The organism is Brevibacillus borstelensis (assembly GCF_036700025.1).
Classification (GTDB): Bacteria; Bacillota; Bacilli; order Brevibacillales; family Brevibacillaceae; genus Brevibacillus; species Brevibacillus borstelensis.
Genome location: NZ_CP144922.1, coordinates 3,319,090 through 3,335,443, shown reverse-complemented (window position 1 = coordinate 3,335,443; position 16,354 = coordinate 3,319,090). Strand labels below are relative to the sequence as shown.

Below are 16,354 nucleotides of genomic sequence, written 5' to 3'. Positions count from 1 at the left end.
CCGAGCGGGTATATCCATGCTGTTTTTTCCCAACACTATGAATAACAAGCCGATAGGGAGGAAGCAGATGGATAAGCATAAGGTCATCGAGGCATATCGAAGAGGCTTGATCACTCTCCAGGAGTGCGGTCAAATTCTTGGTGCGGAAAAAACGCAGGTGGATGACCTCGTCCGCGCAGATCATAGCCGGCGTTCGGTTCCTTCGAATCCTTTGTTTTTGGCTGATTATTACTAAACTGGACGTGACAGCAGACGCTTCTCCGAAAAGAGAAGCGTTCAGGTTGCAGACAAACTCCCTCGCTGAACGAACAGCAGAGGGAGTTTGTTTAATAATTTGATGAAAATACCGAAGGTGTTTTGATCGTTCACCTTTTGGCGACCTGATTTCCATAGCCAGGTCGCCATTTTTTTCAAGTTCATGGCAGCGAAAACAAGCATCGCCTGCATCGTGACCTTCTCCAGTCCTCGTAAGGTCGTCCAACGCATGCCATGCTTTTCCTTCATATCAGCGAATACACGTTCAATCGTTTCTTTCCGTTTGCTATAGATTTGTTTGTTTTCCTCGGTATGCCGGAGGTGGTCTACCTCTTCGAGGTAATCAGCCCAGATGTGGCGACTCACTCTCTTTGTGTAGTCTTTACTTTCCGTGCATTGTTTCAAGAACGGACAACTTCGGCAAACTTGAGAATTTGATCGATAGATACGGTACCCATCCTTGTTTGTTGTCTCATATGTTAAGATTTGCTCGTTCGGGCAGATGTAGCAGTCGAAATATTCATCATACACATATTCGTGCTTTTTAAAAAAACCTTCTTTGGTGCGTGGTCTTGTGTAGGGCATAACGGGGCGAATCTGGTCATCAAGGAGTGTTTTACTGATGTAAGGCGTCTTGTATCCCGAGTCCACTGCCACAGCTTGAGGCTGTGCAAACGTCTTTCGCACTTGATTCAAAACATCCTCAAAAACCTGACTGTCATGCACATTGCCTGGCGTTACCTTGGCACCAAGCACAAATCCATTTCGATCACATGCTGTATGAAAACTATAAGCAAATACACGTTCCTTTTCCCCTTTTACAAACAATCCGCAATCCGGGTCAGTTGTGCTGACTTTCACCTCCTTCTTCGAAGTTTCTGTCTTTTTTTCAAGGGGCTTCTTTCCATGTGCAATACGATCCTGATTGATTTCTTCGTCCAGCAGCTCTTGATATTTCTTCGCTTGTTCTTCAACGATTTCTTTCACGTATTTATGCTTATTCGCACTGGCTTTTACATGCGTAGCATCAATGAAAAGCACATCAGGCTTCACGAATCCATGATGAACCGCCTCCTCCAATATTCGAAGGAAGATCGACTCGAAGAGTTGAGTATCCCGAAAACGGCGAACATAGTTCTTGCCTAGGGTCGTGAAATGGGGAATGGGCTGACTGAAATCATAGCCAATAAACCACCGATAGGCAACATTGGTTTCGATCTCTTTAATCGTTTGTCGCATGGAACGAATTCCAAAAATATATTGGATGAAAGCAATTTTAACTAAGACTACAGGGTCAACACTGGGTCTGCCATTGTCATGACAGTAGAGGCTTTCCACCAAGTCATAGATGAACGAAAAGTCGATTGCATTTTCAATTTTTCTTACGAGATGATCTTCTGGCACCAACTCATCTAGCGAGAATGCAGATATCTGATAACGCCCTTCGGCCTCTTGCTTATTAAGCATAATGCCACCTCTAAAAAATAACTTTTGAAAACGTAACATGTTCTATATTCAACAAAAAAGCCTGCAGACCCTGTTCCTTACGGAACTTTGTCTACAGGCTGGACGCTTCTCCGAAAAGAGAAGCGTTTTGTCTAGATTCAGAAAGTTTCCCACTTTTGTATTTCCTCGGGGTAATAGGTATGATATTATAACGCTTAAAAGTGATAAAGGACAGCGCCCCCGTTCGGGAAAAGAAAGTGCTGCCTGGAGGATGGAGGAAGCGAGAGATGCGTTATTTGACAGCAGGGGAATCGCACGGGCCGCAATTGACGGCGATAATCGAAGGGATTCCAAGCAACCTGCCGTTCTCTGTCGAGGCGATCAATGAACAATTGGCGAGACGGCAAAAAGGTCACGGTCGAGGCCGAAGAATGCAAATTGAAAAGGACCAGGTGAAGGTACTCTCCGGTGTCAGACACGGTTATACAACCGGGGCTCCGATCACGCTGGTCGTCGAAAATAAAGACTGGGCCCACTGGCAGGGCATCATGAGTGTCGAGCCGGTCGAGGGTGCTGAAGAAAAACGCCGTGTTTCCCGGCCGCGCCCTGGTCATGCAGACCTGAATGGAGCGATCAAGTACCATCAGCGCGATATGCGCAATATTCTGGAGCGGTCCAGCGCCCGTGAGACGACGATTCGTGTCGCTGTCGGGGCGGTAGCCAGACAATTGCTGGAGGCGTTCGGCATTCGCGTTGGCGGACAGGTGCTGCAGATCGGCAATGTCGTTGCCAAAAGAATCGATCTTCCTCTGGAAGAGCTGATTGCCCGCACGGAAGAATCCCCTGTTCGCTGTCTCGATGAGGAGGCTGCACAGCTGATGATGGCTGCGATCGATCAGGCGAAGCAGGACGGAGATTCGCTGGGCGGAATCGTCGAGGTGATCGTCGATGGCGTTCCGGTCGGCCTGGGCAGCCATGTTCAATGGGATCGAAAGCTCGATGGCCGTTTGGCGCAGGCAGTCATGAGCATCCAGGCGTTCAAAGGCGTCGAAATCGGGATCGGATTCGAAGCAGCAGGACGGCCGGGATCGCAGGTTCATGATGAAATCGTCTGGAGCGAAGAGACCGGATACAGCCGAAAATCCAATCGGGCAGGGGGGCTGGAAGGCGGCATGACGACCGGAATGCCTGTCGTGGTGCGTGGCGTCATGAAGCCGATTCCGACCCTGTACAAGCCGTTGATGAGCGTTGACATTGATAGCCGCGAAGCGTTTTCAGCCAGCATCGAGCGCTCCGACAGCTGCGCGGTCCCGGCCGCGAGCGTAGTGGCTGAAGCAGTGGTCGCTTGGGAAATCGCGTCGGCGATGTGCGAGAAGTTCCCATCCGATTCGCTCGATGACATGCTGGAAAACGTCCGCCAATACCGTGCTTATACGGAGAAATTCTGATGAATAGAGAAATCTTGCGAGTAGAACTGGGCGAACGCTCGTATCCGATCGTCATCGGCGACGGCCTCTTGCAGCAGGCGGGGCCCATGCTGCGGGAGGCGGGGCTGGCCCCGACGTCCAAGTTATTCGTGGTTACGGATGAAAACGTGGCACTGCTTTATCAGCAAACGCTGAAAACCGCCTTGGAAGCGGAGGGATACGCTGTCCATTCCTTTGTGATTGCGTCCGGAGAGCAGTCAAAAAGCCTCGCCGTGTATGAAGCAGTGATGACCGCAGCGATTTCTGCCGGATTGGACCGCAAATCGGCTGTCCTCGCCCTTGGCGGCGGGGTAGTAGGTGATTTGGCAGGCTTTGTCGCTGCGACTTACATGCGCGGCATCGCTTTTGTCCAAGTGCCGACAACACTTTTGGCGCACGACAGCTCTGTCGGAGGAAAGGTAGCGATCAACCATCCCCTCGGGAAAAATCTGATCGGCGCCTTTCACCAGCCGCGGCTCGTTCTATACGACACATCCACAATCCGCTCATTGCCGGAGAGGGAACGTGCTGCCGGTTTTGCGGAGGTGCTCAAGCACGGTTTGATTGCCGACGAGACGTTTGTTTCCTGGCTGGAGGCAAACGCAGAAAAGCTTTGGCAGCTAGATTCTGAATTGTTGAGCAAAGCGATTTATCGCGGCTGTGAAGTGAAGGCGAACATCGTTTCGGCAGATGAAACCGAGCAGAACCAGCGGGCGCTGCTTAATCTGGGGCATACGTTCGGGCATGCCTTTGAAGCCCTCTGCGAGTATTCGACGCTCAATCACGGTGAAGCGATCTCAATCGGGATGTGCCTCGCAGCGAAGGTGGCGGAGCGCATGGGGATTGCGCAGGCAGGCGTTCACAATCGTACCCGGGGGCTTCTGCGGCAGTATCAATTGCCGACAGAATGGCCGCACAAGCTCGATCCGGCAAAGGTGTTGGAAGTGATGAAGCGCGATAAAAAGGCTGTCGGCGGCAAACTGGCGCTTGTTTTGCCGCGGGCTATCGGCGCCGTAGAATTGTTTTCTCAGGTAGACGAAGAACTTATCTTGTCAGTCATGAATGAAGAATCGGGGGCGTAAGAGAAAATGGGAGTGCGAGGAATACGAGGAGCCATTACGATAGAAAAAGATACGAAAGAGGAGATTGTCTCTTCTACCAAGCTGTTGCTTGAAGAAATGGTCAAGCGAAATCACGTTTTACCAGATGACATCGCCAGCATCTTAATCACGACGACTGAGGATGTAAAGGCGGCATTTCCTGCCCAAGCAGCCAGGCAGATCGAGGGCTGGCAATACGTTCCGTTGATGTGTGCCAGAGAGATACCGGTGCCGGGAAGCCTGCCTTCCTGTATCCGTGTCATGATGCTGGTCAACACCGATAAAGCAGCAGCCGAAATCGAGCACGTCTTTATGCGGGATGCCGTAAAATTGCGGCCGGATTTGGTAAAGTAGATTGACATCATGGGCACCCTCTTTTAGTATAGTAAAAAACGAGGGTGCCTCGTTTTACCGGTAACAAGCAAAACCGGCAGAGTAGAGATTGAGCAGAGTTGAGTGAAGAAGAGTTAGGCTGAGGAGAGAAGAGCAAGCTGGGATTGTGCATGCATACACAATCAATCCAGGGATCCTCCTGGTTTTTTTATTCTCCCCCTATCTCTTCCTCTAACACGCAGGTGTCAAAAGAGGAAGAGGATCAAGAGCCGTGGCGGGATCTGCCCATGCCCCGGGACAGAATCGGCCAGTGCACGCCCTGTGCATCGATAGCAGACAGCATACGAGGAAAAGGCGCACAATTTCGACGACTTGTGCTCGGGTTTCCTTTTGCTCTGCTTGCGAAGGCTTCTTCCCCCTATACTCTTTTGGCACCTCGACAAAAGAGGTGAGAGTATTCATGTTTACCCCATCCTTGACAGAAGTCCAGTCACTGGCGAAGTCATACTCGCTGATTCCGGTTCGTATGACACTGCTGGCTGACCAAGAAACCCCCATCCGCTTGTATCAGAAGATTCGTACACCCCATTCTTTCCTGTTGGAAAGTGTGGAGGGAGGCTCCCGCTGGGCCCGCTACTCGTTCATCGGGCTCAATCCGTTTCAGACCGTCGAAGCAACCGGCAACCTGATTGCGGTCAAGAAACGAAACGGAGAGCAGTTTACGCTCGAAGGGAACCCAGTCCATTACCTGCGTGAGGAAATGGAGCGCTACAAGAGTCCGAAGCTAAGTCATTTTCCCCGTCTCAGCGGCGGAGCCGTCGGATTTTTTGGCTATAACACCCTGCATTACTTCGAACAATTGCCGCGCCATCGGCAAGACAGCCTGGAGCTGCCGGATATGCGCTTCTTGTTTGCCGACGAGATCATCGCTTTTGATCACTTGAAACAGGAGATCCAGCTGATCGTCAACCTCCACGTGGAGACGGATGACACCCCGGAGCGCATCAGTGAAAAGTATGCGGCAGTATGCAGCAGACTGGAGGAGCTGGCCGTCCGGGTGACAGCCCCGGGACAAGATGGGAATCAACGGCTTCCGTTGGGGGAAGTGCCGGCACGGAAAATAGCGGTTGAGAGCAACATGAGCCGCGAAGCTTACGAGAAGATGGTGGAAGCAGCGAAGTCGTATATTGCCGCAGGGGATATTTTCCAGGTGGTGCTCTCCCAGCGCTTCCGGGCTGCGACAGAGGTTGATCCGTTTTCCGTCTACAGAGTGCTGCGGACGCTAAATCCATCCCCGTACATGTACGTTCTGCAGTACGATCAGGAAACGATCGTCGGCACTTCTCCGGAGCTTTTGGTGAGGGTAGAGAACGGCAAGGTGGAAATGCGCCCGATCGCCGGTACGCGAAAGAGGGGCAGCTCTGCCGAGGAAGACGCCAGGCTGGCGGAAGACCTGTTGAATGACCCAAAAGAGCGGGCTGAACATTACATGCTGCTGGATCTTGGGAGAAATGACGTGGGCAGAGTGTCGCGCTACGGCAGCGTTCAGGTCGAAGAAGCACTTGTTATCGAAAACTATTCACATGTCATGCACATGGTCTCTCACGTAACGGGACAGCTGCGCGAGGACGCCCATCCCTTCGACGCTTTGCTGTCAGCCTTTCCGGCCGGAACGGTCTCGGGTGCGCCCAAGCTCAGGGCTATGGAAATTATCGCTGAATTGGAGCCGGATTCCCGCCATCTGTACGCCGGGGCAATTGGGTACCTGGCGTTTGACGGGACGATGGATACGTGCATTACAATCCGGACGCTGCTGTTCCAGGGAGGATACGCCTACGTCCAGGCAGGTGCAGGGATCGTAGCCGATTCCGATCCGGCGGCAGAGTACCAGGAATCCGTGAACAAGGCGGCGGCGATGCTGGCGGCTTTGGAAAAGGCAGAGCAGCTTTTCGCCCGGAAGGAGGAGCCGATATGCTGAAGAAAGCGTTGGAAAAAATCATTGGCGGATGCGATCTGGACCGAGTGCAAGCGGAAGCAGCCATGGGTGAGATCATGGATGGCAAAGCGACGGCGGCACAGATCGGTGCTTTTATGGCGGGCATGCGGATGAAAGGGGAAAGCGTCGAAGAAATCATCGGATTTGCAAAAGCGATGAGAGACCGAGCGGTGCAATTTCCTCTTGATGTCCCTGGCATGGTCGATACATGCGGTACCGGCGGAGACGGCAGCCACACCTTCAACATCTCGACAGCAGCGGCTATTGTGGCGGCCAGTGCAGGCGTGCCGATTGCCAAGCACGGGAACCGGGCCGTATCGAGCAAAAGCGGGAGCGCCGATGTGCTTGAGGCGTTAGGCGTGCCAATTACCCTTTCCCCGGAAGATGCAGCCGATTGCTTGCGAGCGACGAACCTTTGCTTTTTGTTCGCTCCGCTCTACCATCAGGCGATGAAGCATGCAGCCGGCCCGCGCAAAGAGCTGGCGGTCAGGACCGTTTTCAATCTGCTCGGCCCGCTGACCAACCCGGCGCGCGCAAAGTACCAGCTGCTCGGTATATATGACGCCAAGCTATTGCATACCGTTGCTGAAGTATTGCGTGAATTGGGTGTCGAGCGGGCGCTGGTCGTGGCTGGCGCGGATGGTCTCGACGAGCTGACAGTGACGGGGACCAGTTATATCTCCGAGCTTCGCGACGGCATCATTACCAATTACGAAATCGAGCCGGAGCAATTCGGACTAAAGCGATATTCCCTGGATGCCCTGCGGGGCGGGGACGCCAAGGAAAATGCGAAAATCATAGAGGACATCTACAACGGGAAGCGAGGCGCAGCCCGCGACATCGTACTCCTGAATGCGGGAGCAATCCTCTATCTTTCCGGCAGAGTCAGCAGTATCGGCCACGGTGTCATAACCGCTGCCGAATTGATCGACGATGGCATTGTGAAGGAAAAATTGGAACAATTTCGGCAAGTGGCAGGAGGGCTGATTCATGCTTCTTAAAATTGTGGAGAGAAAACGGGAGGAAGTGGCGCAGCTTCGGGCCGCCACCAGCATGGCAAAGCTGCTGCAGGAGGCAAAGGAAATGCAGCCGGCCAAGGGCTTCGGGAAAGCTTTGCTGCACAGCAGCCGCCCTGTCAGTGTGATTGCCGAGGTGAAAAAGGCTTCGCCGTCAAAAGGATTGATCCGGCCCGATTTTGATCCGGTAGCCATTGCCCAAAGCTATGCTGCTGCCGAAGTTGAATGCATGTCGGTGCTGACCGATACTCCTTTTTTTCAGGGAAGCAAAGCGTATCTGAAGGACATCAGAAAGGCCGTTTCCCAGCCTTTGCTGCGCAAGGATTTTATGATCGACCCACTGCAGGTAGTCGAAGCGAGAGCCTGCGGTGCCGATTGCATTTTGTTGATCGCTGCTATTCTTGATGGGCCACAGCTAAAGGAGCTGGCCGAGACGGCAACGGAGCTTGGCATGGACTATCTGATCGAGGTTCATGACAGGCGGGAGCTGGAATCGGTATTCCAAGTTGTCACACCGACTCTTTTGGGCATCAACAACCGTAATTTGCATACGTTTCAGACCGATCTGGCTGCTACCAGCGAGCTTGCGGCTCTGGTGCCTGCCGGGATTCCGATCATCAGCGAAAGCGGGATAAACAGCGTGGACTGCGTAGCTTATGTCCAAGAAGCCGGGGCGCGTGCGATTCTGGTAGGGGAGCATTTCATGCGCCAGAAGAACGTCACTCAGGCCGTGCTTGATCTGGTCGGGAAAAAAGCGGAGAACAGCGAGCAGGTGAGGTTATGACGAAGATCAAGATTTGCGGCATTAAACGAGCGGAGACACTTGCATGTCTCACAGCATTGGCTGTCGATTACGTCGGATTTGTTTTTGCGCAAAGCAGGCGTCAAGTGACGGCTGAACAAGCTGGAGCCATAATGAACGCAGTGCCGGGTCATCCACCTGCTGTCGGGGTGTTTGTAGATCCGACACTGGCCGAACTGGAAGAGGTTCTGGAACAGGCCGAACTTTCCGTGATCCAGCTCCACGGCCGTGAAACCCCAGATTTTTGCCAGCAAGTACAGGAACGCTTCTCCTTGCCGGTCTGGAAAGCAATGGCGGTGGGAAGCGACAACGGCGCTCATGCAGGGGCAGAACAGATAGAAGCGTACCTTGGCGTGACAAATGCCCTGCTGTTTGATACGTATGATCCGGCGCTGGCAGGAGGGACGGGGAAACGCTTTTCCTGGGAGCAAATCCCGCTTCTGCAACAATCGGCGTCGCCGCTCCCCTGTATTATTGCTGGCGGGATTCACGCAGAAAACGTCGGCGAGCTGATCAGGAATTACCGGCCGTCCGTGATTGACGTTTCGAGCGGTGTGGAAACAGAGGGAGAAAAGGACGAACAGAAAATACGAGAATTTGTCGGAAGGGTGAGAGAGGCATGACAACGACGGAAACGCAGGCAAAGCAAGTACCTGATCAGTACGGACGGTTTGGGGCTTTTGGGGGGAAATACGTTCCGGAGACGCTGATGAACGCTCTGGCTGAGCTGGAGGCAGCATTTGCCGATGCGCAGGCTGATCCGGCTTTCCGCAAAGAGCTGGGCGATTTGCTGCGCGAATATGCCGGCAGACCGACTCCGCTCACTTACGCCGATAAACTGACCGAACATCTCGGCGGTGCCCGGATTTATTTAAAACGCGAGGATTTGAACCATACCGGCGCCCACAAGCTCAACAACGCCTTGGGTCAAGGGCTGCTGGCCAAACGGATGGGCAAGACCTCCATTATCGCAGAGACGGGCGCTGGCCAGCACGGCGTTGCCAGTGCAACGGTAGCAGCGAAGCTGGGCTTGTCCTGCAAAGTGTTTATGGGAACGGAAGATATCAAGCGGCAAGCGCTGAACGTCTTTCGGATGAAGATGCTGGGAGCCGAAGTGATTCCGGCAGAATCGGGCTCGCGGACACTGAAGGATGCCACCAATGAAGCGATCCGATACTGGGTGTCCCATGTGGATCAAACCTTTTATGTCATCGGTTCGGTCGTCGGCCCGCATCCGTATCCTTACATGGTCCGGGAGTTTCAAAAAATCATCGGCGAAGAGACACGTGCACAAATACGGGAGATGCTCGGACGGCTTCCGGACGAAGTGATTGCCTGCGTCGGCGGAGGGAGCAACGCCATCGGGATGTTCTATCCGTTCATCCAGGACGATGCCGTTTCGTTGCGCGGAGTGGAAGCGGCAGGACACGGCATCCAGACAGACAAGCATGCCGCGACGCTCAGTCTCGGCAGGCCGGGTGTCATCCACGGGGCCATGACCTATCTATTGCAGGATGAGTACGGCCAGGTACAAGAGGCGCATTCGATTTCCGCCGGACTTGATTATCCGGGCGTAGGTCCGGAGCATTCGTACTTGAAAGATACGGGACGGGTGCATTACACGTCGGTTACGGATGACGAAGCTTTGCAGGCGGTAGAGCTGTTGTGCCGTACAGAGGGCATCATTCCTGCACTGGAGAGCGCCCATGCCGTAGCGGAAGCAATCAAGCGGGCGCCGCACATGTCCTCTGACCAGGTCCTGGTCATTTGTCTGTCGGGAAGAGGAGACAAAGACGTGGAAACGATTCAGCATGCATTGGAGACGAGAGCAGCAGGAGGGGAAGCAAAATGAGCCAGAGAGAAAATCGAATTGATCGCCTGTTTGCCGACCGTACACGCAAACGGTTCATCCCTTTTTTGACCGTGGGAGACCCTAGCCTGGAGGCTACATTCCAACTGGCGCACGGCCTTGTAGAAGCGGGGGCAGACCTTTTGGAGCTCGGCGTTCCCTACTCCGATCCGCTGGCAGATGGACCTACGATACAAAGAGCCTCGCAAAGGGCACTGGCCAACGGAGTGACGATCAAGGACGCGCTTGAACTGGTGGAGCGTCTGCGTCAATCCGGGATGGAGACGCCGCTCGTGCTCTTCACCTACATCAACCCGGTCCTGCAATACGGGATCGATCGCCTGTTCGCTGATTTGGCGGCGAAGGGAGCTGACGGGATCGTCATTCCCGATTTGCCCGTGGAGGAGAATGCCCCTGCAGTAAAAGCGGCTACGGCGCATGGACTCCACGTCATTTCACTGGTCGCTCCAACCTCGGAGGAACGCGTTCGAACAATTGGCGAGCAGGCCACCGGCTTTCTATACTGCGTCTCTTCGCTTGGCGTGACCGGCGCGAGAGCCAGCTTGAGCGAGGATTTGGCTGACTTCCTGCAGCGGGTCCGCTCTTCGACAAAGGCACCTACGGCCGTCGGTTTCGGCATTTCTACGCCGGAGCAGGTAAAGGCAGTTGCTCCTCACACGGACGGGATCATTGTCGGCAGCGCCATCGTGATGGAAATCGAGCGTCAGCGCGAGCTGTTGGCGGATCCAGATCGGGTAGAGGAAGGTGTCGAAAGAATAAAAACCTTTGTACATCAGCTGACGAGTGCGCTACAATAAGGGGAAAAATGTGACTGGAGTGAAGTGTGGATGCGACCCAAGCAGCGTATTCTCAGCGCCCCGGTTTACCAGCCGGGAAAGCCGATCGATGATGTGAAAAGAGAGTTCGGCTTGACAGAAGTTATCAAACTGGCGTCCAACGAAAATCCTTACGGCTGTTCACCCAAGGCCAAAGAAGCGATTGCAGCGCAGTTGGATTCGCTCGCACTCTACCCGGACGGAGCAAGTCTCCAGCTTCGCTGGGATCTGGCAGACTTCCTCGGTGTAAAGCCAGAGCAGCTGATGTTTGGAAACGGATCGGATGAGATTGTTCTGATGATTTCCCGGGCTTATCTGGAACCGGGAACCAATACGGTAATGGCAACTCCGACGTTTTCCCAATACCGTTCCAACGCAATGGTGGAGGGTGCCGAGCTGATCGAGGTGCCGCTGAAAGACGGCGTTCACGATCTGGAGGCCATGGCGTCCGCGATCAACGGGCAGACGAGGGTAGTCTGGGTGTGCAACCCGAACAATCCGTCCGGAACGATTGTCGGCACGTCCGAGCTGGAGGCGTTTCTGAAGAAGGTGCCAAAAGACGTCCTCGTTGTGATGGATGAAGCGTACTACGAGTATGTCGTGGACGAAGCGTATCCGCAGACCATCCCGATGCTCGCACAGTATCCAAACCTGATCATTCTTCGCACTTTCTCCAAGATTTACGGTCTGGCTACGCTGCGTGTCGGCTATGGTATCGCATCCGAAGAGATCATCAGCCATTTGGACCACGTCCGCGAACCGTTCAACACCAGCTCGCTTGGCCAGGCTGCCGCTCGCGCTGCGTTGAAAGACCAGGAGTTCGTCAAGGAATGCAGCAGACGAAACCGGGAAGGCTTGAAGCAGCTCACAGACCGGTTTGACGAGTGGGGATTGTCCTACTACCCGTCTCAAACGAACTTCGTCCTGGTCAATCTGAACCTCGATTCCGATGAAGTGTTCAAACAACTTCTGCAGCAGGGAATCATCGTTCGCTCCGGCAAGGCGCTCGGCTTTCCGGGATATCAGCGCATCACAGTGGGAACGGCAGAGCAAAACGAAAAGGTATTGCAGGCTTTGGCCAATATCGTCGTGGGAGCAGGAAAATAAATGCAAGAATGCCGGTGTTCAGCATCCGGCATTTTTGTCTAGACATACACAGAGAGGATAGAGTGTGGAGATGAAGACCACCATCGCAATTATCGGGGTCGGTTTGATCGGCGGGTCCATCGCGCTTTCGCTGCGCCAGGACCCGCAGGTGAGTGTCGTCGGCTTCGACGTGCGCCAGGAGTGCCTGGACAAGGCGCTTACTTCCGGTGTCATACACGCCGGAACGACTGATCTGCAGACCGCCGTCAGAGAAGCAAACATTATTTTTATCGCTGCACCGGTGGAGCAAATTTACGCTACATTGGACAGGCTTCCGTCCTTGTCCCTGCAGCCGGGAGTCATCGTCACGGATGTGGGGAGCACAAAATCCGGCATTGTCCGCTACGCACGGGAGAAAATGCCAAGAGAAGTCACCTTCATCGGCGGGCACCCGATGGCGGGATCGCACAAGTCGGGGGTCGAGGCGGCGTCTGACCGGCTGTTTGAAAATGCCTATTACGTGTTGACTCCGGCATCTGATGTTCCGGAGGATCAGGTGGAGAAATTGGCCAGCTTGCTTGCTTTGACACGAGCCAAAGTGATTCGCATGGACCCGGATGAACACGATCAGGTTGTCGGTTCGGTCAGCCACTTCCCGCATATTTTGGCGTCGGCTCTGGTGAATCTCGTCGCCAGCTACGACGACAGCAATCCGTGGCACCATCGCTTGGCTGCTGGCGGCTTTCGCGACATTACGAGGATCGCATCAAGCAACCCGAGGATGTGGCGGGATGTTCTGCTGAACAACAGGGAGCACCTCCTGCGCATTGCCGAGGATTGGGCGAAAGCGCTGGATAATGTCATGGGGCTTGTAAAAGAAGGAGATGCCGAACAGATCGAGCATTTCTTCCGGACCGCCCGAGATTTCCGAGACGGCCTTCCCGAAAGAAAAAAGGGAGCAATGCCTCCGCTGTACGACTTGTATATCGATATCCCGGACCATCCGGGGGAAATCGGCCGGATTACGACTTTGCTTGGCGCGAAAAACATCAACATCACCAATCTCCAGATTCGGGAAACCCGCGAAGATATACTCGGTGTCCTGCGGATAACGTTTCGCAGTCAGCTCGAATTGGAAAAGGGCGAAGAGCTGCTCTGTTACTTCGGATATAACGTATACAGACGGGAGTAGTTTGCTCATACGATCCCGCTTTGGGGGATAGACGCTTTGCTGTGCGAATGCACGTGCGTGGACAGAATATAGCTACGATACGTAGAAATACAGAGAAAAAAGGGGAGAGTCACTGTGCTGCGCGTTCAACGAGCAAGTCAGATCAACGGAACCGTTCGAGTACCAGGAGATAAATCGATTTCCCATCGCGCCGTCATGTTTGGCGCGCTGGCAGAAGGAACAACAAGTATTGAAGGCTTCCTCCCGGGTGCCGATTGTTTGAGCACGATCAGCTGTTTTCGCAAGATGGGCATAGAGATTGAGCAGGACAAGGACCGGGTCACCGTTCACGGCCAGGGCTGGTACGGACTGCAGGAGCCTTCCCAGCACCTCGACGTAGGAAACTCCGGTACGACCATTCGGTTGATGGCCGGCATTCTCGCTACCCAACCGTTTCACAGTGTGATGGAAGGGGACGAATCCATCGCGAAACGCCCGATGCGCAGAGTAATCGGACCGCTCCGCCAGATGGGGGCAAAAATCGATGGGCGAAAGGATGGGGAATACACGCCGCTCTCCATACGTGGAGGGGAGCTGCAAGGGATATCGTATCAATCCCCTGTGGCCAGTGCCCAAATCAAATCGGCGATTTTGCTCGCCGGCATGCAGGCAAACGGCGTTACGAGTGTGACCGAGCCGCATCTATCCCGAGATCACACGGAGAGAATGCTGCAAGCGTTCGGCGTCAAGCTCGTCCGCGACGGCTTGACCGTTTCAATTGAAGGCGGGCAGAAATTGAAGGGGAGAGCCATTCAGGTCCCAGGAGACATTTCCTCTGCAGCCTACATGATTGCGGCAGTGATGATGGTGCCGGGCAGCTCTCTGCTGATCGAAAATGTGGGGATCAACCCAAGCCGCACCGGAATTTTGGATGTCGTAGACAGAATGGGCGGAAAAATTGAGCGGATCAACGAACGAGTGGTCAATGAAGAGCCGGTCGCAGACCTGCTCGTGACCTATTCCGAGCTGCAAGGAATCGAGATCAGCGGCGACATCATCCCCCGGCTGATCGATGAAATCCCCGTTATTGCTGTAATGGCGACGCAAGCTGGCGGACGCACCGTCATCAAGGACGCGGAGGAGTTAAAAGTAAAAGAAACGGACAGAATTGCCACTGTTGTGAGCGAACTGTCAAAGCTGGGAGCAAAGATCATCGCGACGGAGGATGGCATGATTATCGAGGGACCAACTCCGCTGAAGGGTGCAGTCATCGACAGCTTTGGCGATCATCGGATCGGAATGGCCATGGCGATCGCAGGGCTGGCAGCAGAAGGGGAAACGCTGATCGAGAATGACGACGCCATTTTGGTTTCATTCCCTGGCTTTCCTGACGTTCTCCAGAGCATCAGTAAATAGCGAAACGATGAAACAACGAGACGAACCCGTGCTGATCGCGGGTTCGTTTTTTGACTAGTGAAGACGGGATAAGCCTCGAAAAGAATGGACAGAAAAATAGGTAAAAAGTGTTTGACAAGCGCTTACATTCAGATATAATAAAGGTACAGTATGGTTTCTCTCCACTCCTATCCAATATAATAAAGCACAGATGTGCTGCCGCCGTTTGAATGCGCTTACATTGACGGTGGCTTTTTTTTTTGTCCTTTTTTCCTCCACCCATGCATATGCTCGTACTGGAAGAGCGTCCATCTGCGGATGGAGGAGGGACGAGCTATGGCAATGAACGAACTGGTTATTCGAAATGGAACTGTTGTAACCGCGAGCGGTATTGTCGAAGCAGACATTTGGATAGAGGACGGGAAAATCAAACGGGTGGCCAAGGATCTGTTACGGGTGTACAGAGATACCGACCAGCCGCTTGAAGAGTGGGATGCCTCCGGAATGTACATTTTGCCGGGCTTTCTTGCCTTGCTCGATAAATCCTATGCGAAAATCAGAAGCTTGGAAGAATATCTGCATGCCGTCCGTTCTTTGGCAGCAAACGGCTACACCTGCATGACCGATGTGCTGCACGTAGATCCTTGGAAAAAATCCGATCAATGGCGGTATCAGGCTGCCATTCATTTCAACAATGTCATCGACTATACGATGGTGGTGGAGGTCTCCGCCAGCCAAATGGCGCATGGACTGGTTCGGCAGCTTTGCTTGGAAGGATACAGGTCGATCAGGGTGACCGTTCGCAAGCAGGAAGAAATTAACCGTCTGGAATGGGAAACGTTTTCCCCGATACTTACGTCTTATAGGGTGCTACTAACTTTGCACATACCGGACGATTCCGCTATTTCACGGGAGGAAAAGCGAAATATGCACAGGCAATGGCTCAGGCGCTGCCGCTTCTGGCAGATTCGCACATGGGTCAAGGCCGATTGGGCACAGGCTTTGGAGTCATTTGATGATTTCTACCATGTGTATCAAGTAAAGGGGATGACCGCAGATCATGCGCTCCGTTTTCTGGCCGAGCATCCTTTCCGCTCGCTTTCCGTAATGGCTTCGCTGGACAGCGTCCAGGTAGATCTGAGGCGTACGAAGTGGCTGGATGCGGAATTGCTCCGCTTACTCGTCAAGCTCTGTTCGACAAATACCGCCAAGGCATTGGGGCTTTACCCACGCAAAGGGTGCATCATTCCCGGTGCTGACGCAGATCTTTTATTCGTGAAAAAAGAACAATGGTTGACAAAATTTGATCTTTACACTATTCTCAATTTTAGCGAAATCCGCCTTCCAACATCTGTTATGTCGAACGGAAAGTGGATTTTTGCCGAGCAGCAATTTGCCGCAAACATAGGCATGGGACGATGCCATCTGGACATCAAGCCATACAATTTTGTCATGTGACCCCAGATTTGGGGGTTTTTTCGTAAAGGATTCCGGGTACCTGACGAGAAAAAGATTTGTCAGGTCAGCGCAACTTTTTACATCCCTGGCAGTCTAAACATACAAAGACTGCGGAGGGATCGGAATCGCAAGGAGGTAATCCTGA

15 protein-coding genes are annotated in these 16,354 nt (G+C 53.5%); 14 read left to right on the top strand and 1 reads right to left on the bottom strand.

What is annotated here, in order from left to right; all coding sequences use genetic code 11:
• Nucleotides 1-67: 67 nt before the first annotated feature.
• Nucleotides 68-235 (top strand): hypothetical protein, encoded by a 168-nt coding sequence (locus V5G20_RS15785; protein WP_170208335.1) that lies wholly within the window; start codon nt 68-70, stop codon nt 233-235.
• A gap of 41 nt (nt 236-276) precedes the next feature.
• On the opposite strand, the gene V5G20_RS15780 is transcribed toward V5G20_RS15785, so the two are convergent.
• Nucleotides 277-1,722 (bottom strand): IS1182 family transposase, encoded by a 1,446-nt coding sequence (locus V5G20_RS15780; protein ID WP_024985259.1) that lies wholly within the window; start codon nt 1,720-1,722, stop codon nt 277-279.
• Nucleotides 1,723-1,988: 266 nt separating this feature from the next.
• Between V5G20_RS15780 and aroC the strand changes: the two genes are divergently transcribed.
• The 13 genes from aroC to V5G20_RS15715 all read left to right on the top strand — a co-directional run bounded on the left by aroC (nt 1,989) and on the right by V5G20_RS15715 (nt 16,209).
• A complete protein-coding gene (aroC, locus tag V5G20_RS15775) occupies nt 1,989-3,149 on the top strand; it encodes a chorismate synthase (protein WP_003387080.1) in 1,161 nt (386 codons plus the stop codon).
• Nucleotides 3,149-4,249, top strand: coding sequence for a 3-dehydroquinate synthase (gene aroB / locus V5G20_RS15770; protein ID WP_338461256.1), 1,101 nt, complete (start codon nt 3,149-3,151; stop codon nt 4,247-4,249). The genes aroC and aroB overlap by 1 nt, the downstream gene beginning before the upstream one ends.
• Nucleotides 4,250-4,255: 6 nt before the next feature.
• Nucleotides 4,256-4,621 (top strand): chorismate mutase, encoded by a 366-nt coding sequence (gene aroH, locus V5G20_RS15765; RefSeq protein WP_024984995.1) that lies wholly within the window; start codon nt 4,256-4,258, stop codon nt 4,619-4,621.
• A 439-nt stretch (nt 4,622-5,060) separates the two neighbouring features.
• Complete coding sequence (trpE, locus tag V5G20_RS15760; RefSeq protein ID WP_024984997.1) at nt 5,061-6,578, top strand: anthranilate synthase component I; 1,518 nt, start codon at nt 5,061-5,063, stop codon at nt 6,576-6,578.
• Nucleotides 6,572-7,597 (top strand): anthranilate phosphoribosyltransferase, encoded by a 1,026-nt coding sequence (trpD, locus tag V5G20_RS15755; RefSeq protein WP_003387074.1) that lies wholly within the window; start codon nt 6,572-6,574, stop codon nt 7,595-7,597. The genes trpE and trpD overlap by 7 nt, the downstream gene beginning before the upstream one ends.
• Nucleotides 7,587-8,396 (top strand): indole-3-glycerol phosphate synthase TrpC, encoded by an 810-nt coding sequence (gene trpC / locus V5G20_RS15750; protein WP_251237474.1) that lies wholly within the window; start codon nt 7,587-7,589, stop codon nt 8,394-8,396. The genes trpD and trpC overlap by 11 nt, the downstream gene beginning before the upstream one ends.
• Nucleotides 8,393-9,037: a phosphoribosylanthranilate isomerase gene (locus V5G20_RS15745; RefSeq protein WP_003387072.1), complete on the top strand. Its 645-nt coding sequence runs from the start codon at nt 8,393-8,395 to the stop codon at nt 9,035-9,037. The genes trpC and V5G20_RS15745 overlap by 4 nt, the downstream gene beginning before the upstream one ends.
• Nucleotides 9,034-10,266, top strand: coding sequence for a tryptophan synthase subunit beta (gene trpB / locus V5G20_RS15740; protein ID WP_003387071.1), 1,233 nt, complete (start codon nt 9,034-9,036; stop codon nt 10,264-10,266). The genes V5G20_RS15745 and trpB overlap by 4 nt, the downstream gene beginning before the upstream one ends.
• Entirely contained in the window at nt 10,263-11,081 is an 819-nt protein-coding gene (trpA, locus tag V5G20_RS15735; RefSeq protein ID WP_003387070.1) for a tryptophan synthase subunit alpha, read from the top strand. Before trpB ends, trpA begins: the two co-directional genes overlap by 4 nt.
• Before the next feature lie 30 nt (nt 11,082-11,111).
• Entirely contained in the window at nt 11,112-12,206 is a 1,095-nt protein-coding gene (gene hisC, locus V5G20_RS15730) for a histidinol-phosphate transaminase (protein ID WP_003387069.1), read from the top strand.
• A gap of 70 nt (nt 12,207-12,276) precedes the next feature.
• Nucleotides 12,277-13,377 (top strand): prephenate dehydrogenase, encoded by a 1,101-nt coding sequence (locus tag V5G20_RS15725; protein WP_024985000.1) that lies wholly within the window; start codon nt 12,277-12,279, stop codon nt 13,375-13,377.
• Between the two features lie 114 nt (nt 13,378-13,491).
• Nucleotides 13,492-14,772, top strand: coding sequence for a 3-phosphoshikimate 1-carboxyvinyltransferase (aroA, locus tag V5G20_RS15720; RefSeq protein WP_003387067.1), 1,281 nt, complete (start codon nt 13,492-13,494; stop codon nt 14,770-14,772).
• A gap of 315 nt (nt 14,773-15,087) precedes the next feature.
• Nucleotides 15,088-16,209: an amidohydrolase family protein gene (locus V5G20_RS15715; RefSeq protein ID WP_338461247.1), complete on the top strand. Its 1,122-nt coding sequence runs from the start codon at nt 15,088-15,090 to the stop codon at nt 16,207-16,209.
• The last annotated feature ends 145 nt before the right edge of the window (nt 16,210-16,354 follow it).

Bases quoted from the DNA above. Each gene is read 5' to 3' on its own strand.
- aroB (WP_338461256.1), top strand. From the start codon at position 3,149: ATGAATAGAGAAATCTTGCGAGTAGAACTGGGCGAACGCTCGTATCCG.
- V5G20_RS15715 (WP_338461247.1), top strand. From the start codon at position 15,088: ATGGCAATGAACGAACTGGTTATTCGAAATGGAACTGTTGTAACCGCG.
- hisC (WP_003387069.1), top strand. From the start codon at position 11,112: ATGCGACCCAAGCAGCGTATTCTCAGCGCCCCGGTTTACCAGCCGGGA.
- trpC (WP_251237474.1), top strand. From the start codon at position 7,587: ATGCTTCTTAAAATTGTGGAGAGAAAACGGGAGGAAGTGGCGCAGCTT.
- trpD (WP_003387074.1), top strand. From the start codon at position 6,572: ATGCTGAAGAAAGCGTTGGAAAAAATCATTGGCGGATGCGATCTGGAC.
- trpA (WP_003387070.1), top strand. From the start codon at position 10,263: ATGAGCCAGAGAGAAAATCGAATTGATCGCCTGTTTGCCGACCGTACA.
- trpE (WP_024984997.1), top strand. From the start codon at position 5,061: ATGTTTACCCCATCCTTGACAGAAGTCCAGTCACTGGCGAAGTCATAC.
- V5G20_RS15745 (WP_003387072.1), top strand. From the start codon at position 8,393: ATGACGAAGATCAAGATTTGCGGCATTAAACGAGCGGAGACACTTGCA.
- aroH (WP_024984995.1), top strand. From the start codon at position 4,256: ATGGGAGTGCGAGGAATACGAGGAGCCATTACGATAGAAAAAGATACG.
- V5G20_RS15780 (WP_024985259.1), bottom strand. From the start codon at position 1,722: ATGCTTAATAAGCAAGAGGCCGAAGGGCGTTATCAGATATCTGCATTC.
- V5G20_RS15785 (WP_170208335.1), top strand. From the start codon at position 68: ATGGATAAGCATAAGGTCATCGAGGCATATCGAAGAGGCTTGATCACT.
- V5G20_RS15725 (WP_024985000.1), top strand. From the start codon at position 12,277: ATGAAGACCACCATCGCAATTATCGGGGTCGGTTTGATCGGCGGGTCC.
- trpB (WP_003387071.1), top strand. From the start codon at position 9,034: ATGACAACGACGGAAACGCAGGCAAAGCAAGTACCTGATCAGTACGGA.
- aroC (WP_003387080.1), top strand. From the start codon at position 1,989: ATGCGTTATTTGACAGCAGGGGAATCGCACGGGCCGCAATTGACGGCG.